At 59.2% G+C, this 20,565-nt stretch carries 23 protein-coding genes and 1 pseudogene; 6 read left to right on the top strand and 18 right to left on the bottom strand.

Features of this window, described 5'->3' with window-relative positions:
• From GBC55_RS27310 to GBC55_RS27265, 10 genes and pseudogenes are all read right to left on the bottom strand, one after another.
• A pseudogene (locus tag GBC55_RS27310) lies at nucleotides 1-307 on the bottom strand (metal ABC transporter substrate-binding protein); the annotation flags it as partial.
• Nucleotides 308-1,207 (bottom strand): metal ABC transporter permease, encoded by a 900-nt coding sequence (locus GBC55_RS27305; protein WP_162440696.1) that lies wholly within the window; start codon nucleotides 1,205-1,207, stop codon nucleotides 308-310.
• On the bottom strand, nucleotides 1,204-1,950 hold the full coding sequence (locus GBC55_RS27300; protein ID WP_162440695.1) for a metal ABC transporter ATP-binding protein: 747 nt from the start codon (nucleotides 1,948-1,950) through the stop codon (nucleotides 1,204-1,206). Before GBC55_RS27300 ends, GBC55_RS27305 begins: the two co-directional genes overlap by 4 nt.
• Nucleotides 1,947-2,873, bottom strand: a complete 927-nt coding sequence (locus GBC55_RS27295) for a metal ABC transporter substrate-binding protein (protein WP_162440694.1) — start codon at nucleotides 2,871-2,873, stop codon at nucleotides 1,947-1,949. Before GBC55_RS27295 ends, GBC55_RS27300 begins: the two co-directional genes overlap by 4 nt.
• Nucleotides 2,874-2,908: 35 nt before the next feature.
• Nucleotides 2,909-3,481: a DUF6162 family protein gene (locus GBC55_RS27290; protein WP_162440693.1), complete on the bottom strand. Its 573-nt coding sequence runs from the start codon at nucleotides 3,479-3,481 to the stop codon at nucleotides 2,909-2,911.
• Complete coding sequence (locus tag GBC55_RS27285) at nucleotides 3,478-3,801, bottom strand: hypothetical protein (RefSeq protein WP_162440692.1); 324 nt, start codon at nucleotides 3,799-3,801, stop codon at nucleotides 3,478-3,480. Before GBC55_RS27285 ends, GBC55_RS27290 begins: the two co-directional genes overlap by 4 nt.
• Nucleotides 3,798-4,340, bottom strand: a complete 543-nt coding sequence (locus GBC55_RS27280) for a thiamine pyrophosphate-binding protein (RefSeq protein WP_162440691.1) — start codon at nucleotides 4,338-4,340, stop codon at nucleotides 3,798-3,800. The genes GBC55_RS27285 and GBC55_RS27280 overlap by 4 nt, the downstream gene beginning before the upstream one ends.
• Entirely contained in the window at nucleotides 4,337-5,542 is a 1,206-nt protein-coding gene (locus tag GBC55_RS27275) for a PepSY domain-containing protein (protein ID WP_162440690.1), read from the bottom strand. Before GBC55_RS27275 ends, GBC55_RS27280 begins: the two co-directional genes overlap by 4 nt.
• A gap of 180 nt (nucleotides 5,543-5,722) precedes the next feature.
• Nucleotides 5,723-6,598: an alpha/beta hydrolase gene (locus GBC55_RS27270; RefSeq protein ID WP_162440689.1), complete on the bottom strand. Its 876-nt coding sequence runs from the start codon at nucleotides 6,596-6,598 to the stop codon at nucleotides 5,723-5,725.
• Between the two features lie 222 nt (nucleotides 6,599-6,820).
• The gene (locus tag GBC55_RS27265) at nucleotides 6,821-7,279 is read right to left on the bottom strand and encodes a VOC family protein (RefSeq protein ID WP_162440688.1); all 459 of its coding nucleotides are present in this window, start codon (nucleotides 7,277-7,279) and stop codon (nucleotides 6,821-6,823) included.
• Nucleotides 7,280-7,625: 346 nt separating this feature from the next.
• Between GBC55_RS27265 and GBC55_RS27260 the strand changes: the two genes are divergently transcribed.
• Nucleotides 7,626-7,991 carry an antibiotic biosynthesis monooxygenase gene (locus tag GBC55_RS27260; protein WP_162440687.1) on the top strand — a complete coding sequence of 122 codons (366 nt, stop codon included), beginning with the start codon at nucleotides 7,626-7,628 and terminating at the stop codon, nucleotides 7,989-7,991.
• 13 nt (nucleotides 7,992-8,004) lie between these two features.
• On the opposite strand, the gene GBC55_RS27255 is transcribed toward GBC55_RS27260, so the two are convergent.
• The 4 genes from GBC55_RS27255 to msuE form a co-directional block, all read right to left on the bottom strand.
• A complete protein-coding gene (locus GBC55_RS27255; protein WP_162440686.1) occupies nucleotides 8,005-9,108 on the bottom strand; it encodes a sigma-54 dependent transcriptional regulator in 1,104 nt (367 codons plus the stop codon).
• A gap of 24 nt (nucleotides 9,109-9,132) precedes the next feature.
• Nucleotides 9,133-10,320: an acyl-CoA dehydrogenase family protein gene (locus GBC55_RS27250; protein ID WP_162440685.1), complete on the bottom strand. Its 1,188-nt coding sequence runs from the start codon at nucleotides 10,318-10,320 to the stop codon at nucleotides 9,133-9,135.
• Between the two features lie 163 nt (nucleotides 10,321-10,483).
• Entirely contained in the window at nucleotides 10,484-11,629 is a 1,146-nt protein-coding gene (ssuD, locus tag GBC55_RS27245; protein WP_162440684.1) for an FMNH2-dependent alkanesulfonate monooxygenase, read from the bottom strand.
• A 10-nt stretch (nucleotides 11,630-11,639) separates the two neighbouring features.
• Nucleotides 11,640-12,203 carry an FMN reductase gene (gene msuE, locus GBC55_RS27240; RefSeq protein WP_162440683.1) on the bottom strand — a complete coding sequence of 188 codons (564 nt, stop codon included), beginning with the start codon at nucleotides 12,201-12,203 and terminating at the stop codon, nucleotides 11,640-11,642.
• A gap of 413 nt (nucleotides 12,204-12,616) precedes the next feature.
• Between msuE and GBC55_RS27235 the strand changes: the two genes are divergently transcribed.
• The 4 genes from GBC55_RS27235 (at nucleotide 12,617) to GBC55_RS27220 (ending at nucleotide 16,836) form a co-directional block, all read left to right on the top strand.
• Complete coding sequence (locus tag GBC55_RS27235) at nucleotides 12,617-12,886, top strand: hypothetical protein (RefSeq protein ID WP_162440682.1); 270 nt, start codon at nucleotides 12,617-12,619, stop codon at nucleotides 12,884-12,886.
• A gap of 98 nt (nucleotides 12,887-12,984) precedes the next feature.
• Complete coding sequence (locus GBC55_RS27230) at nucleotides 12,985-13,599, top strand: LysE family translocator (RefSeq protein WP_162440681.1); 615 nt, start codon at nucleotides 12,985-12,987, stop codon at nucleotides 13,597-13,599.
• 204 nt (nucleotides 13,600-13,803) lie between these two features.
• Nucleotides 13,804-14,961 (top strand): aminotransferase class V-fold PLP-dependent enzyme, encoded by a 1,158-nt coding sequence (locus tag GBC55_RS27225; RefSeq protein WP_162440680.1) that lies wholly within the window; start codon nucleotides 13,804-13,806, stop codon nucleotides 14,959-14,961.
• A 66-nt stretch (nucleotides 14,962-15,027) separates the two neighbouring features.
• Nucleotides 15,028-16,836, top strand: a complete 1,809-nt coding sequence (locus GBC55_RS27220; RefSeq protein ID WP_162440679.1) for an aminopeptidase P family protein — start codon at nucleotides 15,028-15,030, stop codon at nucleotides 16,834-16,836.
• A 53-nt stretch (nucleotides 16,837-16,889) separates the two neighbouring features.
• Here GBC55_RS27220 and GBC55_RS27215 read toward each other — a convergent pair whose 3' ends face one another.
• Nucleotides 16,890-17,480, bottom strand: a complete 591-nt coding sequence (locus tag GBC55_RS27215) for a 2-hydroxychromene-2-carboxylate isomerase (RefSeq protein ID WP_162440678.1) — start codon at nucleotides 17,478-17,480, stop codon at nucleotides 16,890-16,892.
• Between the two features lie 36 nt (nucleotides 17,481-17,516).
• Nucleotides 17,517-18,245: an SDR family oxidoreductase gene (locus GBC55_RS27210; RefSeq protein WP_162440677.1), complete on the bottom strand. Its 729-nt coding sequence runs from the start codon at nucleotides 18,243-18,245 to the stop codon at nucleotides 17,517-17,519.
• Between the two features lie 91 nt (nucleotides 18,246-18,336).
• Here GBC55_RS27210 and GBC55_RS27205 point away from each other — a divergent pair, with 91 nt between their 5' ends.
• Nucleotides 18,337-18,885, top strand: a complete 549-nt coding sequence (locus tag GBC55_RS27205; RefSeq protein WP_162440697.1) for a TetR/AcrR family transcriptional regulator — start codon at nucleotides 18,337-18,339, stop codon at nucleotides 18,883-18,885.
• A 20-nt stretch (nucleotides 18,886-18,905) separates the two neighbouring features.
• Here the strand turns inward: GBC55_RS27205 and GBC55_RS27200 are convergent, their stop codons facing one another.
• Both GBC55_RS27200 and rhtA read right to left on the bottom strand, forming a co-directional pair.
• Nucleotides 18,906-19,187: a hypothetical protein gene (locus tag GBC55_RS27200; RefSeq protein ID WP_162440676.1), complete on the bottom strand. Its 282-nt coding sequence runs from the start codon at nucleotides 19,185-19,187 to the stop codon at nucleotides 18,906-18,908.
• Between the two features lie 168 nt (nucleotides 19,188-19,355).
• The gene (gene rhtA / locus GBC55_RS27195) at nucleotides 19,356-20,243 is read right to left on the bottom strand and encodes a threonine/homoserine exporter RhtA (RefSeq protein WP_162440675.1); all 888 of its coding nucleotides are present in this window, start codon (nucleotides 20,241-20,243) and stop codon (nucleotides 19,356-19,358) included.
• Nucleotides 20,244-20,565: the final 322 nt, after the last annotated feature.

Here is a 20,565-nt window from a genome sequence, read left to right as displayed (position 1 = left end):
AAACCGGGTACAGCGGGTCGTCCGGCCACAGCGAGCGCAGACCGATCACGGCATCGGCGTCGGTCGCCAGTTTGGCCAGCGCCGGTGCGCCACGGCCCGTGAAGTAGGCTGTCTGACGGCTACCGGGCAGATTGGCTGGCGCGGCGCGTTCAAGTTGCACATCGGTGCCTTTGAGCAAAACGTCGCCCAGGCCGTAGGTGATCGGCAAAGACGCCAGAACGCGTAGCGGTTTGTCAGCGGCGAAGGTGGGGTTGACCAGCCCACACAGGGCAACGGCCAGGGTCAGTTGACGCAGAGAAAAAGACATTTATCCGAGGTTCCCTTTCAGGCTTGGGACGACGCCACGGGCGATAGCCGCCAGGGCGAAGGCGATACCGGCCACCAGAATAATTGCGGCGCCGGACGGGATGGGCAGGTCGAAGACAATCGGTGCCAGGATGCCGCACAGCGTGCTGACCGTGGCGATCAGCACCGAGCACCAGAAAAACCCCTTGAGCGACTGGCTGAGCAAACGGGCGGCTGCCGCCGGAATCACCAGCAGGGCACCGACGAGAATCGCGCCGATGACTTTCACGGCGGCCACGGTGATCAAGGTCACCAGGATCACGAACAGGTAATCCAGGGTCTTCACCGCCACACCGCGAACGGCGGCCAGTTGCGGGTTGAAACTGGCGAGCATGATGCGGTTGTACAGCGGCAAGGCCAGCGCCATGACCAGTGAGCCGACGATGGCCAACACCAGCAGATCGTTGCCGTTGACCGTCAGTACCGAGCCGAACAATACGTTTTCGAGGATGTGCACGTTGATCTTGCCGGCCAGGATCAACAACAGGCTGGCGCCCAGTGCCAGCGACACGGAAAGGAACACCCCAATCAGCGTATCCGGGGACAATCCGGTGCGGTTGCGCAGGTAGTTAAGCAGAATGCCGAACAGCAGGCAGTAACCGAAGAGGCTGCCATAAGGCCCGGTGTAAGGTTCGCCCAAGAGGATGCCAACGGCCACGCCGGTCAGGGCCGCGTGACCCACCGCTTCGGAGAAAAACGCGAAGCGCTTGACCACCACCAGCGTGCCCAGGCCACCCAGCACCGGGCCGATCAACAGACCGGCCAGCAGTGCATTGACCACGAATCCGTAAGCCAGCGCCTCGGGCAGGTAACCCGAAGACGCCCAGCCCTGAATCATCAAACGAAAGGCTTCATAACTCATGAGGCAGCGCTCCGTGGATGGGTCGAAAACAGGGTCAGCAATCGTTCCGGGGTCAGCGCTTCCTTCGGCGTGGCATCGAATAGCACCCGACGATTGAGCCCGGTGACGCGATCCGCCAAGCGTCCGACGGCTTCCAGGTCATGTTCGATCCATAGCACGGTGATCCCGCTTCGTCGCCAGTCCCCAAGCAATCGCTCGAACACCCGGATGCCTGCTTCGTCGAGTGCCGACATCGGTTCATCGAGCACGAGCAACTGCGGCGCTGGAATCAGCCCTTGTGCCAGCAACACCCGCTGGCGTTCGCCACCGGACAGCGCGCCCATGCGCCGTTTGCGCTTGTCCTGCATGCCGACGCGTTCCAGCGCTTCACCGATGGCCGCCGCGTAGCGCTTGCTGACACCGAGAAACGCCGGGCGCCGCTGACACATGGCCGCCATGAAATCGTCCACGGTCATGGGCAAACCTCGGTCGAACTCCAGCGCTTGCGGGACATAGCCGATGATCCCTGGTGCATCTGGCCATAGCAGGCTCAAGCGGCCTTGATGGGGCATTTGTCCTAGCAACGTCTTGATCAGCGAACTCTTGCCGCCACCGTTGGGGCCTACCAGCGCATGGACGCTGCCGGGCTGGACCTGGAAGGTCACGTTATCGAGAATGATGGTGCGGCCCAGCGTCAGGCTGACGTCGGCGAAATCCAGGGTCGGGCCGGCGCTTTGGGCGATGAGGGTTTCCTGGGCGGTCATGCGCCGGACTCCTGAATGGCCCGGACCACCGTATTGAGGTTGCCGGTCATTTCTTTTTCGTACTTGTCAGCGGTGTATTCGCCGTAGGAAATGTGCGACAGCGGATACAGTTTCACACCGGATTCGCGCTGAATGGTGTCGACGTAGCTGGACGGGAAATCCATCTCCGAGAAGATCACCTTCACGTCCAGTTCCCGTAGTTGATCGATGGTCTTTTTCAATTGGCTCGGGCTTGGCTCGATCCCGTGAGCGGGTTCGACCACAGCAGTGACTTCCAGGCCGAATTCACGCAGCAGGTAATCGTAAGCCGCGTGCACCGTGGCGACGCGCAGTTCGGCGTTCGGCGCCTCGGTCAGTTTCGCCAGGGCGTCGGCGCGCATCTTCCGCAGGCGTTTGCCGTAGGCGCGGGCGTTCTGGGTGTAGGTCTTGGCGTTGGCCGGATCGAGCTTGCCCAGCTCGCGGGCAATGTTGTTGACCTGAGCGATCGACGCGCTGATTGACAGGAACGTGTGCGGGTTGACCACCTTGCCGGCACCCCGGGCCGCCACACCGGTGGCCGCCAGCAGCGGGACGTTTTCGTTGGCTTCGATCACCGGAACGTTCGGCGTCTCGCTGGCGGCGATCATGCGGTCGGCGAAGTCGTCATGACCGACGCCGTTAAGCACAACCACGTCCAGCCCACTGATGCGCTTGATGTCTTCGGCGCGAGGCTCGTAGGCATGCGGGTTGAAGCCGGCCGGGATCAGCGGCACCACTTCGGCCTTGTCGCCGACGATGTTCGCCACGTAGCTGTAATAAGGGTGCAAGGTGATGCCGATGCGCAGGCGCTTGGCCTCTTCGGCACTCGCCATGGGTGTCAGCAGGCAAGCCAGCAGGCCCACCAGCAACACGCGAAAGATTGAACGTTGAGATGAAATTGGCATGGGGAAGCGGTCTTCTCTCGGGTGAAGGCGAGGGTTCAGTGCCGATGCTGGCGGGTCACGCCGGCATCGAATTGCGCGACGATCTGCTGCCAGCCGGCGCTTTCCAGCGCGCTGTCAGCGAGGTCGGTCGGCGCAGCGAGGGCTTTGTCGCGGTTGAGCCAGATGTCCGGTGCATCGTCCTCAGCGGTCAGGCGCATCAGGAACGAACCGGCGACTTCCGGAGCCTGGCTCTGACCGAAATAAGCCTTGGCCTCGAGCAATTGCCAGGCATGGCCGCCACGGCTGACGGAGCTGGCGTCCTGGGCGAACGGCGCGAAACCTTCATCCGCGAGGACGGCAGGGGTTGGCAGGGATTGCGCTTCCTGACGCAGCAGATGGATCTCGTCCAGGGTCACCCGCAGGTCGGCATAGATGCCTTGCTCGGAGGCGCTCAAGTCGCGGCGCGCATCCAGTTGATGGCTGCTGACAGCGCTCACTTCCTGCGACTCGTGGCGCCAGGCGACAACCGTACCGGCCACCGCCAGGATCATCAGGCACAAGAGCAGCACATAGAGGGTTTCATGGCCGGCGCCTGCCGGGCGGACAACGTGAGTGGTGGGCGTACTCATGGGACCTGGATATCCGCTTGGTCGATTTCGACCACGTGGCCCGGGCCCGCATCGAACAGCACGTAGAACTCGGCGCCGGGTTTCTTGAAGGTCATCTTCGAATCGGCACCGAGCTTGCCGGGTACCAGAATAGTCTCGTCGTAGCCGATCACGTCCAGGGTGACGCCCGGTGCGCCGCTACCATCGGAAAAGCCGCCGGTGCACTCGATCTGTTCGGCGTCGATCGCCTTGCACTCGCACATCGGGTTGTGGGCCAGCGCGCTGGCGCTGAAACCGGCGCTCAGCACCAGCAACAGGGGGGTGATATGACGAAAATTCATGGTTTGCCTCCTTGTTTGTTCAGCCACTCGACGGTGGCGGGGGATGCCTGACTCAAGGGCATGGATGCCTGGTGCATCGCGCCGTCCCAGCCTTCCATGGTGATCCACAGCTCAGCATCGGGTTTGGTCTTTTCCGGGATCGGGACCATCGCACCCATGCGGTACGGGGTGCCGAAGAAAATCACCCCGGCGGCGCGCAGGCTGCGGGGTTTGCCGATACGCAGGTAAGTCGCCTTGACCTGATCGCGGCAGCTGTCGCACAGCGCCGCATTGAAGCTTTTCATGTAGCCGGCCGGACCATCGAGTCGCGGTGCTTCATTGCGCAGTTCCGCCAGGCGCAGGCTCCATGGCCCGACCTGCACTTCGCCGGCTTCGCGCTCACCCAGCCCGACATCGCCTCGAAACAGCGCGGCGTCGGCGAAATACTTGGGCATGAAACCGAGTGGAACCAGCAGTAACAGAACGTTGATGTGGAAGCGCCATTTGTGCCAGAAACGGCTCAGCTTCGAGGAGGGTTTATCCGCAACGTGCAGGCTCATTGGCTCACCTCCGTGGTTTCGCGGTGGGTGACTGGCTGTTCAGTTGGTTGCACCCGTGAACGCTTGTTTTCACGTTTCAAGGCGTTGGCCGTGGCCAGGGCGGTGCGTTTGGTCCAGATCAGCAGTCCGCTGAGGACCATCATGCTCAGGAGCAAACCGAAGAAGAACCAGATCAGCTTGATCCACAAGCCGCCGAAGTCGCCGGTATGCAGGGGGCGCATGGACTCGGTCACCAGCTCCAGACCGGAGCGATCCGACAGCAAGCGGGTGGAGGCGACTTCGCCGTTGTAGGGGTTGATGTCGGCGGTCTGGAACATCAACGGGTACCAGCTGCGTCCGCCCACGGTCAGGTAGCTGTAGGCGTTGGCGGGCAGGCTGACGAAGCTGTCGTCCAGGCCGGGAATGCGCTCCTTGGCTTCAGCAATTGCGGTCTGCAGGCTGATCATCGGCGCAGGCGATCCGTCGGCGCTGACCGGTACGCTCTCGCGGGGCACCACCAGCGCAACTGGCGCGGTGGAGATCGACACCTGGTTGTCGAACATGAAGGCCTCGATCAGGAACCAGGTACTGGTGACGGAAATCACCGCGATGAACCAGATCGACCAGATGCCGCTGAGACGGTGGAAATCACCCCAGAAAATCCGCGCGCCGTGCCGGATGCGCAGGGTGGGTTTGAGGAAGCCTTTCCAGAATTTCTTGTACACCACCAGCCCGGTCACCAATGAGGCCAGCAACGGCAGGCTCAGGAATGACACCAGGTACCAGCCCCAGCTATAACCGTTGGTGAACGGCACCAGCCACCAGCCATGCAGTGCCCGGGTAAACGCCTTGAAATTGAATTGTGGCGCCGTGCCCTGAATGACCCCGGTGTACGGGTTGACGTAGACCGTCACCGACCGCCCGTCGGGGTAGCTGACGTTTACGTCGAGGGCGAAGTGCGATTCATCGGGACGGCTGATGTCTTCGACCAGCGTGTCAGGCTCGGCCTTCTTGATCGCGGCGATGATCTGGTCGTAGTTGAGCAGGGGCGCATCGTCGGACGGTTGGCTGGCGCGCATTTGCGGGTTGGTCAGCCAGACGATTTCCTGGCTCACCACCGCCAGTGTGCCGGTCACGCACACGATCAATACGAAAAACCAGATCGGCAGTGCCAGCCAGCTATGGACCAGAAACCAGAGTTTGGAGCGGGATTTCTTCGACATGATTTAAGTCTTGTATCGATGAGAGGGCCCTCTGCTGCGGGCTTCCCAGCGTTGGGTCCTTGAAAAGTCCGTCCGTGGCTTTTGCCTACGCGGGCCGACTGCATCTATATAAGACGAATGAGAATCAGAAATCCCGAACCTGAAAATGAAAGTAAATGTTTCGTATTCCGATAAAGCGTGTCAGAGCAAGAATTTCAGGGCTTCGGCGAGCAGCAGTTCGGGGGCTTCCTCAGCGATGTAGTGGCCGGCAGGCAAGGCTTTGCCACGAACGTTGGTGGCTACGTGTTGCCATTCCTTGAGGGGCTCGAAGCAGCGCCCGACTGTGCCGTCGGCGCCCCACAACACCAGTAGTGGCAGATCCAGGTGATGACCGGCGTCGATGTCGGCGCGGTCATGCTCCAGGTCGATGCTGGCACTGGCGCGGTAATCCTCGCAGATACCGCGCGCGGTGCCCGGCAGTTTCAGGCAGCGCAGGTACTCGGCAAAAGCGTCTGGCGTGAAGGGTTCGAGGCCGGCGCTGCGGCTGCCCATCACACTGCGCAAATAGGCTTCGGGATCGGCCTCGATCAGGGTTTCCGGCAAGGGGGCGGGGCGGATCAGGAAGAACCAGTGCCAATACGCGCGGGCAAACGCTTCGTTGGTTTGTGCGTACATCGCCAGGGTGGGCGCGATGTCGAGCAGCACCATGCGTTGCACCGCATCGGGGTTATCCAGCGCCAGGCGATGGGCGACGCGGGCGCCACGGTCGTGGGCCAGCACGGAAAATTGTTCGAAGCCCAAGGACTGCATCAGCGCCACACCGTCCCTGGCCATCTCGCGTTTGCTGTAGTGGGTGTGGTGTTCGTTGGCGGGCGGCTTGCTGCTGTCTCCGTAACCGCGCAGATCGGCGGCGACCACGGTGAAATGCCGGGCCAGTTGCTCGGCGACCTTGTGCCAGATGACATGGGTTTGCGGGTGGCCGTGCAGTAACAACAAGCCTAGCCCGCTCCCTCCGATCCGGTAGGCGATGTCCACGCCGTTGACGTGGCGTTGGTCTTTCAGGAAACCGGCAAACATGAGGGCGCCTCCTTGTTTTGATTGCCAGCATCCTGAAAGCGTCGGGCGGTCAGGGCAAGGTGCGAAGCGTGGTGGGATTGTTCATGAAGTGTGTTCAACGGGTTTTGTGGTGCCCCGTAGACCCTCATCGCGGGCAAGCCCGCTCCCACAGGATCTGGTTCACACCGATCCATTGTGGGAGTGAGCCTGCTCGCGATGAGGCCATTAGACGCGCCGCCGATATCAACCCTGCTGAAACATCTCCTTCGCCCGCTGTTCAATCTGTTCCTGAGTCAAATCCTCCTTGCGTGTGGCCAGAAACCACAGATGCCCATACGGGTCCTTCAAGGTCCCGGACCGATCACCGTAAAACTGATCCTTGACCTCGGACACCACAGTGCCGCCGGCGGCAATCGCCTGTTTATAGGACGTGTCGACATCCGTGACATACAGGTGCAGGCCGACGGATGGGGATTGGTCCGGATTGCTCAACGGTCCCTGATCACAGGGTGTGCCCAGCATGATCGGACAATCGCCTATGCGCAGTTCGGCGTGGCCGATGCCGCCGTCGGGCATGGACAGGCGCATGACTTCGGTGGCGCCGAAGGCTTTTTTGTAGAACTCGATGGCTTCGGCTGCTTTTTTAATGCCCAGGTAGGGGGTAATGCTGTGATAGCCCTCCGGGATGGGTTTGACGCTCATGGCGGTTCTCCCTGTTGGTTGTGAGACAACGATTCACGAGGGATTAAATATAGTAGGCGTTGCTGAGGGCTGCGATTTTTTGAGCTGGTTTCTGAATTTTGGGTTTTAAGAAATCAGGATCAAAAGATCGCAACCTTCGGCAGCTCCTTGAAGGGGTAATGCTGTTCCAAAAAATTTCGGGCTGAATTGAAACCTGTGGCGAGGGAGCAAGCGCCCTCGCCACAGGAACTCTCTATTCCTTTGCCGCTATTTTTGAAAAATGCCTCTTGACCTTGACTTAACTAGAGGTTTTACCCTGCAGGCCTTCGGATCGTTAGATCGGGCTTACGCAAAGTGGGGGCTTTTCATGCACGTATCAGAGAAAAATCGCAGTTTTACCCAGTTGATCGAATTTGAGATCGAGCCCCATCAACAGCCCGCACTGGTGTCCGCGCTGTCGGCACAAACCGAGCGCCTGGCCCAGGGCTACAACGGGTTTCTGAGTGCCAGTATCCAGGCCAGTGATGACGGCCGGCGCGTGCTCAATTTCCTGCAATGGCAGTCCCGCGAGGCGGGTGAGGCCGCCTTCCAGAGTTTTGAAAGCGGCGAACAGGATTTCTTGCAGTTGATCCTCGCTCATCAGGCGAGAACCGTGACCTTCGGCTCGTTCCAGGTGGTGCACAGTCTGGAACGCAGTCATGACAACGCGCTGCACTGCAATCTGGTGCACTAAGGCGGAAGAGCGCCTAGATCGACAACTGCATCAAGCGTTCACCCTGAAGGTTTTCCGTGGGGCGGCGCTTGTTAACGGCCAGCTCGCCGATCTTGATCAGTCGTGTGCGCGTGACGTTGCGACTCAGCCCAAGCAGCGCCGCCGTGTGCACCTGGTTGTAGTGGCTGAAGCGATAGGCTGCGCGCAACAAGGCGTCTTCGACTTTTTCATGCAATGCCCCGGCCTGTTCCTCGAAAAGCTTTTGAAAAGCCCGCTCGAGCAAGGCTTCCGGTGAATCGTCGATGCCGCTGTTGTAATCGTCCTGACGCTCGATACGCATGTTCGACAGACGCAAATCATCGCGCTCGATCACGCCGTTGCGGCAGATCAGCAGGGTATGGTGAATGACGTTTTCCAGCTCGCGGATGTTGCCCGGCCAACTGTAGCTGCGCAGTTTCAACTCGGCCTCTTTGCTGACGGTGATGGTGCCGTAGCCGAGGCGCTGACTGTAGGCTTCAACGAAGTGCCGGGTCAGCGGCAGGATATCGCCCGGACGATCGCGCAACGGGCTCAGTTCCAGGCTGACCACGTCGAGTCGGTAGTACAGGTCTTCACGAAAGTGCCCGGCATTGATGGCTTTTTCCAGTTGGACGTTGGTCGCCGCCAGTACGCGTACGTTGATGGGAATGCTCTTGCGCGAACCCAGGCGTACCACTTCGCGTTCCTGCAATACTCGCAGCAACTTGACCTGTATGGCCATCGGCAGATCGCCGATTTCGTCAAGGAACAAGGTGCCGCCATCGGCTTCTTCGAACCATCCGGCCTTGGCGCTCAGCGCGCCGGTAAACGCGCCTTTTTCGTGGCCGAACAGTTCAGCCTCGACGAGGGATTCGGAGAATGCACCGCAGTTCACCGCCACGAAGGGCCGGTTCCGCCGGGCGCTGAGGTTATGAATGTGCCGCGCCACCAGCTCTTTGCCGGTGCCGGTTTCACCGATGATCAGCACGCTGGCTTCACTCGGCGCGACCTGCTGCAAGTGCGCGAGCAAGGCTTGGGATTTAGGGTCTTCGAACACCTGCGCGGTGGCACGGATCGAGGTGGCCAGCGCGGGCGAGGGCGGTAAGGTCAGCAGTTGCATGGGGTTCGCTCCATGAATGGCGGTTTATGAATAGAAAGTCGGAACGGGCAGGGACTGGTTCAGCGCCCAGTCACCCAGTTCATGGAGTTTGTAATCCACCGGGTCGTGCAGGGTTTGCGTACGCAGGTTGCGCCAGTGGCGGTCGAGCCGCAGGGAGGCGTGGGTCGAGCGTGCACCGGTCACCTCAAACATTCGGCTACACAGTTCCAGGCCATTGCGCGTGGCCGCGACCTTGGCAGTGGCGATCGCAATGGCCAGGTGTCCACGTTCTTCGGCGCTGAGCTGTGGACCTTTGGCCCACGCCTTGTCGAGCAGTTCGGCGGCACGTTCGACCAGTAACCGAACGCCTTCGAGCGCCACCCAGAACTCGCCGTAGTGACCGAGCACATAGGGGTCCTGACGCACATCCTGGGTACTGGATTTGTGCCAGGGGCGTGTCTCGGTCAGGGTGTATTCCCGCGCCTCCTCGAAAGCACCTTCGGCAATGCCCAGGAACATGTGGGTGAAGGTTAGCTGGGCGATCAACGGCCGCAGGCAGGCGAACGGTGTGCTTAAAGGGCCCGGGTCCAGCAGCAGCTCCGACTCTTCGACCCGCACACGTTCGAAGGTGGCGCTGCCGCTGTCGGTCTGGCGCTGGCCTATGTTGTTCCAGTCGTTATGCAGGGTAATTCCACTGCGACCGCTGGGGATGGCGGCGATCAGCAATTTGCCGCCGGCACTTTCGTCGACGGCGGAGGCGATCAGCATTTGTGAATCGCTGGCGCCGGAGCAGAAGCTTTTTTTGCCGGAAAACTCGCGCCAGCCATCGAGTTTTTTCACCACGGTGCGGGTGTCCAGCGGGTTGAGCGCGTTACCCCAGAACCAGTTCTTGCGGGCAGTCTGTTCGAACCACGGTTGCCATTGTTCGGGCTTGGCGAACAGGCGCACGGTGGCAAGCATCAGGTGATGGAAGCCGAAAACATGGGCGATCGAACTGTCGACCTTGGCGAACTCGCGCACCACCGTCAGGGTTTCACTCCAGCTGGCGCCGAGGCCGCCGTACTGGGTGGGAATGCTTAATGCGAGCAGACCGCTTTCGCGCAGGGCGTCACGCTCGGCTTTAGGCGTACCACCGCGTTCGTCCCGTTCGACGGCGGTCAATGCGAACTGCGCCGCGAGTTGGCGGGCGGTCTGCAAGGGTGATATCAGGGCACTTTGCGGCTTGGCAGTCACGCGAAAATTCCTTTGAGTCGTTGTGCTTCCCTGTTGGAGCTGTGTAGGAGCTGTCGAGTGAAACGAGGCTGCGATCTTTTGACGTTGTTTTGAATACAAGATCAAAAGATCGCAGCCTGCGGCAGCTCCTACACCTCCTACCGTTGGGAACCAGTTGCTGGTGTCAGGCCGTGGCTTTGCTTGGCAGTACGTCATTGGCGATCATTTCGCCAAACGGCCCGGTGAGGTTGGTGACGCCGCGACCGGCCAGGCTCGCATAGGGCTCAGGCAGAAGCGGGAACACCAACTCGGCAAAGCGATAAGCCTCTTCGAGGTGTGGATAACCAGAGAAAATGAAACTCTCGATGCCAAGGTCCGCGTATTCCTTTATCCGTGCCGCGACTTGCTGTGGATCGCCCACCAGCGCGGTCCCGGCGCCACCGCGTACCAGACCGACACCGGCCCACAGGTTGGGCGCGATTTCCAGGTTGTCGCGGCGTCCGTCGTGCAACGCGGCCATGCGTCGTTGACCTTCGGAATCGAAGCGTGAAAACGACTTCTGTGCCGCCTGGATGGTTTCGTCGCTGATGTGCTCGATGAGTTTGTCGGCGGCTTTCCAGGCCTCTTGCGCGGTCTCGCGAACGATGACATGCAGGCGAATCCCGAATTTCACCGTGCGACCGTGACGCGCTGCACGCTCACGCACATCGGCGATTTTTTCCGCCACGGCGGCCGGCGGTTCGCCCCACGTCAGGTAGACGTCTACCTGCTCGGCCGCGAGATCGTGGGCAGCGTCGGAAGAGCCACCGAAGTACAGCGGCGGGTACGGTTTCTGCACCGGTGGATACAGCGCCTTGGCGTTTTGCACGCGCAGGTGTTTGCCTTCGAAATCCACCGATTCGCCTTGCAATACGCGGCGCCAGATTTTCAGAAACTCGTCGGTCACTTCATAACGTTCACTGTGATCGAGGAAGCTGCCGTCGCCCCGGTTCTCATCCGGATCGCCGCCGGTCACGACGTTGATCAGCAACCGCCCTCCAGACAGTCGATCCAGGGTGGCTGCCATCCGTGCAGACACCGTCGGCGAGATGATGCCGGGGCGGATCGCTACGAGGTACCTAAGGCGTTCGGTCAGCGGAACCAGCGCCGATGCGATGACCCACGAGTCTTCGCAGGAACGTCCGGTGGGAATCAGCACTCCGTGGTAACCGAGGCTGTCAGCGGCCTGGGCCACTTGTTTGAGGTAGTTGAGCGTTACCGGGCGAGCGCCTTGAGTGGTACCCAGGTAGTGGCCATCGCCGTGGGTCGGCAGGAACCAGAAAACATCCATGAAGAGATCCTTAAGCGATTTTCAGCAGATTTTTAGGGTGCACGCCGAACAAAGGCGCAGCGCGTTCTGCAGCAAGACGAATGCGGGCCTTCAAGGGCTCACTGGTTATTTGGTAGTGGGTAAAGTCGGCCTCGGTAGCGTAAACGCCGATCGGCAACGTCAGGGCCTGGAAGAAGCTGAACAGCGGTCGCAGCTGGTGATCGAGCACCAGTGCATGACGTTCGCTGCCGCCAGTGGCCGCCAGCAGGACGGGGGTGTCGATCAACGCATTGAGGTCGATCAGGTCGAACAGATGCTTGAGCAACCCGGGATAGGAGCCGCGGAAGACCGGCGCGGCAACGATCAGCAGATCAGCGTTTTCGATGGCTTGCAGTTGGCTTTCGACGTCGGCAGTCAGTTCCTGGCGAGACAACGCCGCACCCAGTGACCGGGCGATGTCGCCCAGTTCGATCAGTTTGCTTTCGATCGGCAGATGCTCTGACAGTTGTGCCAGCAAGGCCTGCGTGAGCACCAGGGTGCGCGACGGACGCCAGGTACCGCCGGAGAGGGCTACGACTTTCAATGGGCGCGACATGATCGGTTCCTTTTTAAACAGTTGCTCAGGGAGCAGTGAGTAGTCACTGGCCTTGAGCAAGAGCTGTACCAATCCATGGGAGCCCGGTTATCCGGGGCTTTCAGCGCACGACTCGGTGGATGCTGTTCGATTTGAAGGGCTGTTTGTCGAATCACTGTTGCGTGGCAAACAGTTGCCTGGGCAACAGTGTGTGAAGCGATGTGACTGTTATAAAGGCTTCTGGTTATTCCTCAAAATATCGATAAAAGATATTTATAGATCGTTATGGAATAAATGAGGGGCGTTAAAAAGTTAATCCGCGAGCCTGGACGTTTATCCCGATACCCACTATCGAGAGCGTTGATTTCTGCCCATCGAGGGGCGCGAGTAGCCTGTGTTCATTGCCTCGAACCCAGTTGCCAGGACGCCAGATCATGAAACCTTTAATCGCCACTTTCCTGTTGCTCGCAATCTCCGTTCTCGCGGGATGTGCCAGTCATGTTTCACCGGAATTGCGACCGTACACTGCCGAAGAAAGTCGGCAATTGGCGATGGAAGAGTTGAATCGTCGCGGTTTGTCTTTCGACGAATATCACGCGAAGAAAGCCGCATTGCTGGGCCAGCCGCAGAAATCCTTCAGTTTCGACAAGCAGGGCGAAATGAACGCTGAGCGCGCCGTGCAACTCCATGGCCGTCCAAGCTGAGCGACTGTACCGCTCGAAGTTTTGTGCAACTGTGCGTGGGTTTCCTTCAGGGGGTGCGATAGGGTCAATACCTGATTGCCCTTGATGGACTGCCACCGATGACCCTCTCCCTCGATCTGCTGCTGGGCTTTGCACTGTTTGCCCTGGTGACTTCAATTACGCCCGGTCCGAACAACACCATGTTGCTGGCATCGGGTGTTAACTTCGGCTTTAACCGCACTATCCCCCATATGCTCGGCATTACCTGCGGATTCTTTGTACTGGTGCTGGCCGTGGGTTTCGGCCTGGGCGCGGTGTTCCAGACTTATCCACTCCTCTACACCGTGTTGCGGTACGTCGGTGCCGCTTATTTGCTGTACCTGGCGTGGAAAATCGCCCATTCCGGACCGGTCTCCGATACTGATAAGGGTGAAAGCAAACCCATCAGTTATCTTGGCGCGGCGGCGTTCCAGTGGGTGAATCCCAAAGCCTGGATCATGGCCATCGGAGCCATCAGCACCTACACGCCGATGCAGGGTTACTTCACCAATGTGATTGTGATTGCGGCGGTGTTCGCGCTGATCAACCTGCCGAGCGTCGGGGTTTGGGCAGCTTGTGGGACGCTATTGCGCAACGTGCTGAAAGATCGCCGCTGGTTGCGGGTGTTCAACTGGGGCATGGCCGCGCTGCTGGTGGTGTCGCTGTATCCGTTGCTGCTCGAAAGCTTTAGCTGACGCATTGCTTCAACCGGTTACCCGATGCCTGTTAAGCTCGACTTCAGGAGCGTTCCTACGCACTTTTAATGAAGTTGTTCTTCTTTAACGGCCTCCGATCAGGTATTTCTGACGTTCCGGAATATCGGCGCAGCTCACGAGGCTGCGCTTTGACGTTTCTGTGACGAGCCTCCTGATCCCGGAACACGCTCTGCGAGTCTTTTTATGAATACACGTCCGTTATATTTCGATTACGCCGCCACCACGCCGGTGGATGAGCGAGTTATCAAGGTCATGGTCGAGTGCCTGGGTTTTACCGGCAACTTCGGCAATCCGGCGTCCAGCTCCCACGCGTTCGGGCAACAAGCCCGGCAATCGGTCGAGCACGCACGGGGACAAGTCGCAACACTGGTCGGCGCCCAGCCTGATCAGATCATCTGGACGTCCGGTGCCACCGAATCCAACAATCTCGCGCTCAAGGGCGTGGCCCAGGCTCGCGGAATTGCCGGTGGCCATGTCATCACCAGCCAGATTGAGCACAAGGCAATTCTTGATACGGCCAAACAGTTGCAGGACGCCGGTGTTGCGGTGACTTATCTGGTGCCGAACGCCGAAGGCATCATCACTCCACAAGCCGTCAGCGAAGCCATGCGCGACGACACCTTTCTGGTGTCGCTGATGCTGGTCAACAATGAACTGGGCACGGTCAACGACATGGCGAGCATCGGCGAGATCGTTCGCGCCCGTGACGCGTTGTTCCATGTGGATGCGGCGCAAGGTGCGGGCAAGGTAGTGATCGACCTGGCGCAGTTGCCGGTGGATTTGATGTCGTTTTCGGCCCACAAGATTTACGGGCCCAAGGGCATCGGTGCGTTGTATGTCGGTCCTCGTGCCCGGGAGCGTTTGCAGGCCCAGATTCACGGCGGCGGGCATGAAGGTGGTTTGCGTTCTGGCACATTGGCCACGCATCAGATTGCTGCGATGGGTGTGGCATTCGAGTTGGCGGCGCAGCTGTTCGACGAAGAGAAAGCCACCATTGCTCGATTACGTGAACGCTTGCTTGAGCAGTTGTTGAGTATTCCAGGCGTTCGCCTTAACGGCAGCGCCACTCAGCGTATTCCTCACACGTTGAGCCTGACGTTCAGTGACGGTGAATTCAATTCCACGGCTTTAAGCCATTCCATCGCGTTCTCCGCGACGTCGGCCTGTAATTCCGCGAGTAATTCACCTTCTCATGTGTTGCTGGCGCTGGGGCACGACGCGCGCTCGGCGAGTCGCACCATTCGCTTGAGCCTCGGCCGATTTACCACCGGGCAGGACATCGACCAGGCGGTTGATCTGATAAAAGCGGCCTGCGCCAGTGCTCCGGCATTCTGGCAGTAGTCCCATAAGGTGCTGGCCTGGATCAGCACTCACACAATAATGAATACGTGATTAGCAGGAGACATGATGAGTACGCAGCCTTCGATCAATGGGTCAGTGCCCCAGCGCCTGGCGCAAACCCGTGAGCTGATGAGCCGGGAGGGCATTCACGCCTTGCTGGTGCCGTCGGCTGACCCGCATCTGTCGGAATACCTGCCGGGTTACTGGCAAGGGCGGCAGTGGTTGTCGGGCTTTCATGGCTCTGTGGGTACCCTGATTGTCACGCCAGACTTCGCCGGTGTCTGGGCTGACAGCCGCTACTGGGAGCAGGCAACCAAGGAACTGAACGGCAGCGGCATTGAACTGGTCAAGCTGCAACCGGGTCAGCCCGGCCCACTGGAATGGCTCGCGGAGCAAACACCGAAGGGTGGTGTGGTTGCGGTGGACGGCGCCGTGATGGCGGTGGCCTCGGCGCGCACATTGGGTGGGAAACTCGAAGAGCGCGGCGCACGTCTGCGCACTGATATCGATTTGTTGAGTGCGGTGTGGGGTGACCGGCCAAGCCTGCCTGATGAGCCGATCTATCAACATTTGCCGCCTCAGGCAACGGTCAGTCGTGGAGAGAAACTCGCCAAGCTGCGCGAAGTATTGAAGGAGCGTGGCGCTGACTGGCATTTCATTGCGACCCTCGATGACATTGCGTGGCTGTTCAACTTGCGCGGGGGGGATGTGTCGTTCAACCCGGTGTTTGTGTCCTTCGCATTGATCAGCCAGCAGCAGGCCACGCTGTTTGTGGCGCTGAGTAAAGTCAGCGCGCAGTTGCGTGCGATCCTCGAGAAGGACGGCGTCACCCTGCGTGACTACAGCGAAGTGGCCGAAGCGTTGAAAGCGGTGCCGAGTGGTTCGAGCCTGCAAGTCGATCCGGCGCGAGTGACCGCCGGCTTGCTGGGTCACCTGGACAGCGGCGTGAAGCTGGTCGAAGGTTTGAACCCGACGACGTTGGCCAAATCGCAGAAAAGCCTGGCCGATGCCGAGCACATCCGTCGGGCAATGGAGCAGGATGGTGCGGCGCTGTGCGAGTTCTTCACCTGGCTGGAATCGGCGTGGGGGCGTGAGCGCATTACCGAACTGACCATCGACGAGCACCTGACGGCGGCGCGTACCCGACGTCCGGATTATGTCTCGCTGAGTTTCAACACCATTGCGGCGTTTAACGCGAATGGCGCGATGCCGCACTATCACGCCACCGAAGAAGAGCACGCGGTGATCGAGGGCGATGGTCTGTTGTTGATCGACTCGGGTGGCCAGTACCTGGGCGGCACGACGGACATCACGCGCATGGTACCGGTCGGTAACCCGACCGAAGAGCAGAAGCGTGATTGCACACGCGTGCTGAAGGGGGTTATTGCGTTGTCCCGTGCGCAATTCCCGCGTGGCATTCTTTCGCCGCTGCTCGACTCGATTGCCCGCGCGCCAATCTGGGCCGAGAGCGTCGATTACGGTCACGGTACCGGCCATGGCGTCGGCTACTTCCTCAACGTGCATGAAGGTCCGCAGGTCATTGCCTATCAGGCCGCTGCTGCGCCGCAAACCGCCATGCAGCCGGGCATGATCACGTCCATCGAGCCGGGCACTTACCGCCCTGGTCGCTGGGGTGTGCGCATTGAGAACCTGGTGTTGAATCGTGAGGCGGGCAAGAGCGAGTTCGGTGAGTTCCTGAAATTCGAAACCTTGACCCTGTGCCCGATCGACACTCGCTGCCTGGAGCCGTCGTTGCTGACGGAAGACGAAAAGCAGTGGTTCAACGCTTATCACGCTGAAGTGCGCGAGCGTTTGAGCCCGTTGCTCGATGGCGCCGCTCTCGAGTGGTTGAACACGCGTACTGCCGCTATCTGATGGATAAGGGGGCAGGCGCTGTTTGTAGCACCTGCCTCCGTGCTGTGGAGCTGTTAACTCAATGCTTCAAGCACGAAGTCGAGTCGATCCTGTCCGAAGAAGAGCTGGTCATCGACAAACATGCTCGGGGCGCCGAATACCCCTCGACGCACGGCGGTCTCGGTGTTGTTTTTGAGTGCGTTTTTCACGTTTTCATCCGCTGTCAGCGCCAGTACTTCATTCGGATCGAAGCCGTGCTCAGTCAGCACTGACGCGACGGTCGCCGGATCATCAAGGCTTCGACCTTCAACCCAGAGAGCCTGAAACAGGCAGTCGATGAATGCCTGAAAACGCTCGGGATGGTGCAACTGCATGCCGGTGACGGCGCGCATCAGCATCAGTGTGTTGATGGGGAAGTGCGGATTGAACTTCAACGGTACGCCGTAGCGCTTTGCATACCGGTCCAGGTCTTGAAACATATAGCTGCCCTTGGCCGGAATGGTCGCTGGCGAGGCATTGCCCGTTGCTTTGAAGACACCTCCCAATAGCATGGGGATGTACTTCAGCTGGCTGTCGGTTTGCTTGCAGATTTTCGGTAGCTGGGTATAAGCCAGGTAAGTGGCGGGGCTTCCGAGGTCGAAAAAGAACTCCACGGTTTTGCTCATGGTCGATGCTCTCTGCTTTTTATTGTGGGGGAGGGCTTACCAGCGTTCGTTCCAGGGGCGCAGGTCCAGTTCGAAGGTCCAGGCGTCTCGGGGTTGGCTGTGCAGGTACCAATAATTTTCGGCGATGTGTTCGGGGTTGAGAATGCCGTCCTGGTCCTTGGTGGCGTATTTTTCAGGGAAACTGGTGCGAATGAAATCGGTGTCGATGGCGCCGTCGACGACCACGTGGGCAACATGAATATTCATCGGCCCCAGTTCGCGGGCCATGCTCTGGGCCAGTGCGCGTATGCCGTGCTTGGCACCGGCGAACGCCGCAAATCCTGCGGCCCCACGCAGCCCTGCTGTTGCACCGGTGAACAGAATTGTGCCGCGCTGACGCTGGGCCATGCGCTTGGCGACTTCGCGCCCATTGAGAAATCCTGAAAAACAGGCCATCTCCCAGATCTTGAAATACTTGCGAGCGGTTTCCTCAAGAATGCTGCACGGCACGTTCGCGCCGATGTTGAATACGAACGCTTCGATTGGGCCGATCTGGCTTTCAATCTGCTCAACCAGCGCCACGACATCTTCTTCCTTGCGGGCATCACAGGCGAAACCATGAGCCTCGGCACCTGTTGCCTGAATGGCATCGACCAGAGGCTGAAGCTTGTCCGCGCTTCGACGCGTCACACAGGCGATGAACCCTTCTTGAGCAAAGCGCTTGGCAATGGCGCCGCCAGTGGCGTCACCTGCACCCACAACCAGTACGACCTTCTTATTATTCATGACGGTTCTCTTTGGTAAACGATCGTTAACTAAACGAACGTTATGCTACGATCCGGCATGCGTCAAGACGATCAATTTTGAGGACAGGGCAATGCGTTACTCGGCCAACCATAAGCTGGAAACCAAAGAGAAGTTGCTGCAAAGCAGTGCTGTATCGGCCAAGAAGTCAGGTTTTTCTACGGTGGGCGTTGATGGCCTGATGAAGGCAATCGGTTTGAGCGGCGGGGCGTTCTACAGTCACTTCTCTTCAAAAGATGAACTGTTTGCTTCGATCGTGGAACATGAACTGTCCCAGAGCCTGGCGCGATTGGAAGTGGATCAGGGGCGAGAGCGACTTGAGCGATGCCTCAAACATTACCTGAGCATGGCCCATGTCGAAAGTCCGGAGTCTGGCTGCGCGCTGCCCGCGCTGGGGGCGGAGATTGCCCGCTCGGATTTGATGGTTCGTCAGCAGGCGGAGAGCTGGATTTGCCGGCTTCAGAAAAACTGGGCGCTGACCCTGGAAAGCGACAGCCTTGCGTGGGCCATTCTTTCGCAATGCATCGGCGCGCTGGTTGTGGCGCGGATGTTGGCCACTCCCGAGGTGCAGCGCACCGTACTGAAATCCAGTTACGACGAAATTTGCCGTCAGATCGCGTGACTCGCTTATGTCGAGTCTGGCTATTTGCAGATGACGATCATGCTGCGACTGGCATAACCGGCCGGGTTCAGGCCGAAGGGATAGTCACCTGGCTCCTCAACGGTATCCCCGGACTTGGCGATGACCTTGTAGCCTTTGGGTGCGCACGAGTTAGCGGCGCTGGTGTAGCACTTGTCCCAAGAGGATGACAGCCCCGAACAGTTGATGTGCAGCCCTTTTTTGCCGTGCTTGACCTGGGTTTTCGATGTCGCCGCGCAGCCCGCAATTGCGAGTACGGCGATCATTACCAAAATTCGTTTCATTGCTGTCCTTATAGCGTCCCCGAGTCTATCGCCCGGGTCTGACTGCGTTCGCTTTTGCTTGAAGCGTTTTGATATCCCAATCCTTGAATTTCCATGCCTAGCACTGGGTTTCGGGGCTAAACATGGCCTAATTGCGCGACAAATACCAGACCCTTGTCAAAACCTGTGTCAATCAGCGGCTACTGCGGGCTTGGCGTTGCTACCCATGGTCAACGTTGCACCTACGGAAGCCAGAATGATGCACATGATAGCCATCCACTGTGACAGCGAGAGGAACTCATGGAGGAACAAAAGGCCTGACAACGCTCCGAACGCGGGTTCAATGCTCATAAGTGTTCCGAAGGTCCGAGCGGGCATCCGTGTGAGGGCAACCATCTCCAGGGTATAGGGCAGGGCAGTGGAGAGAATGGCGACGCCGATGGCGACGGGAATCAATGACGGCGTCAACAATGCTGCGCCCGCATGTACGATTCCGATAGGGGCTACGAACAGTGCGGCAATCATCACGCCCAAGGCGGCGGTTTGCACACCGTTGTCGGCACCAGCTTTTTGTCCGTAAAGAATGTAGATGGCCCAGCAGACACCAGCACCCAATGCATACCCGGCACCTGTCAGATCAATACCGGCGCTTGTTGCACCGGTAGGTATCAATAGCAGCAATCCGGCAGCGGCAAGGGCGATCCACAGGAAGTCGATTGCCCGACGCGAAGCGTAGATCGCAACAGCCAGTGGACCGGTGAACTCCAGAGCGACGGCAATCCCCAGCGGCACGGTTCGCAAGGACATATAGAAGAGGAAGTTCATCCCTCCCAGCGCCATTCCATAGACAATGACAGTGCGCAGTGATTTCGAGGTGAGCTTCGCGCGCCACGGGCGCAATATCAGCAGCATGATCACGCTGGCAAAAATCAGCCGCAGGGTGGTGGTCCCTTGAGCGCCCACAATCGGGAACATACTTTTGGCCAGGGAAGCACCAGACTGGATCGACGCCATGGCTATAAGTAGCAGGCCAACCGAGAACAGGGTGGAGGCGAGGTTACGGGGTTGGTCATTCATTAAATGGCATCGTCCAAGGTTGAAACGAGGAAGTTGATCTGGCGTTGGGCAATATACTGCGCATTCGACACGGCTGCGTCTATATATAAGAGGAAATTCAAAGCTTCTGATAGAAAAGCAAAATCAGTGCTTGACGGCAGATTCAGGATGTCTATAATTCGCCCCACTTCCAGCGCAGTCGAAACGGAAAACTGATTGGTAAACAAAGAGTTACGCAGTTTTCGGCAGTGAGTTGCTTCAGGTCATCGAAGCGCGAAAGGAGTTGAAAAAGAGGTGTTGACAGCAGCGAGTAACGCTGTAGAATTCGCCTCCCGCTAACGAG

The organism is Pseudomonas sp. TNT3, assembly GCF_010095445.2.
Lineage (GTDB): Bacteria > Pseudomonadota > Gammaproteobacteria > Pseudomonadales > Pseudomonadaceae > Aquipseudomonas.
The sequence above is the reverse complement of the archived record's forward strand: the minus strand, read 5'-3'. Positions and strand labels throughout refer to the sequence as shown.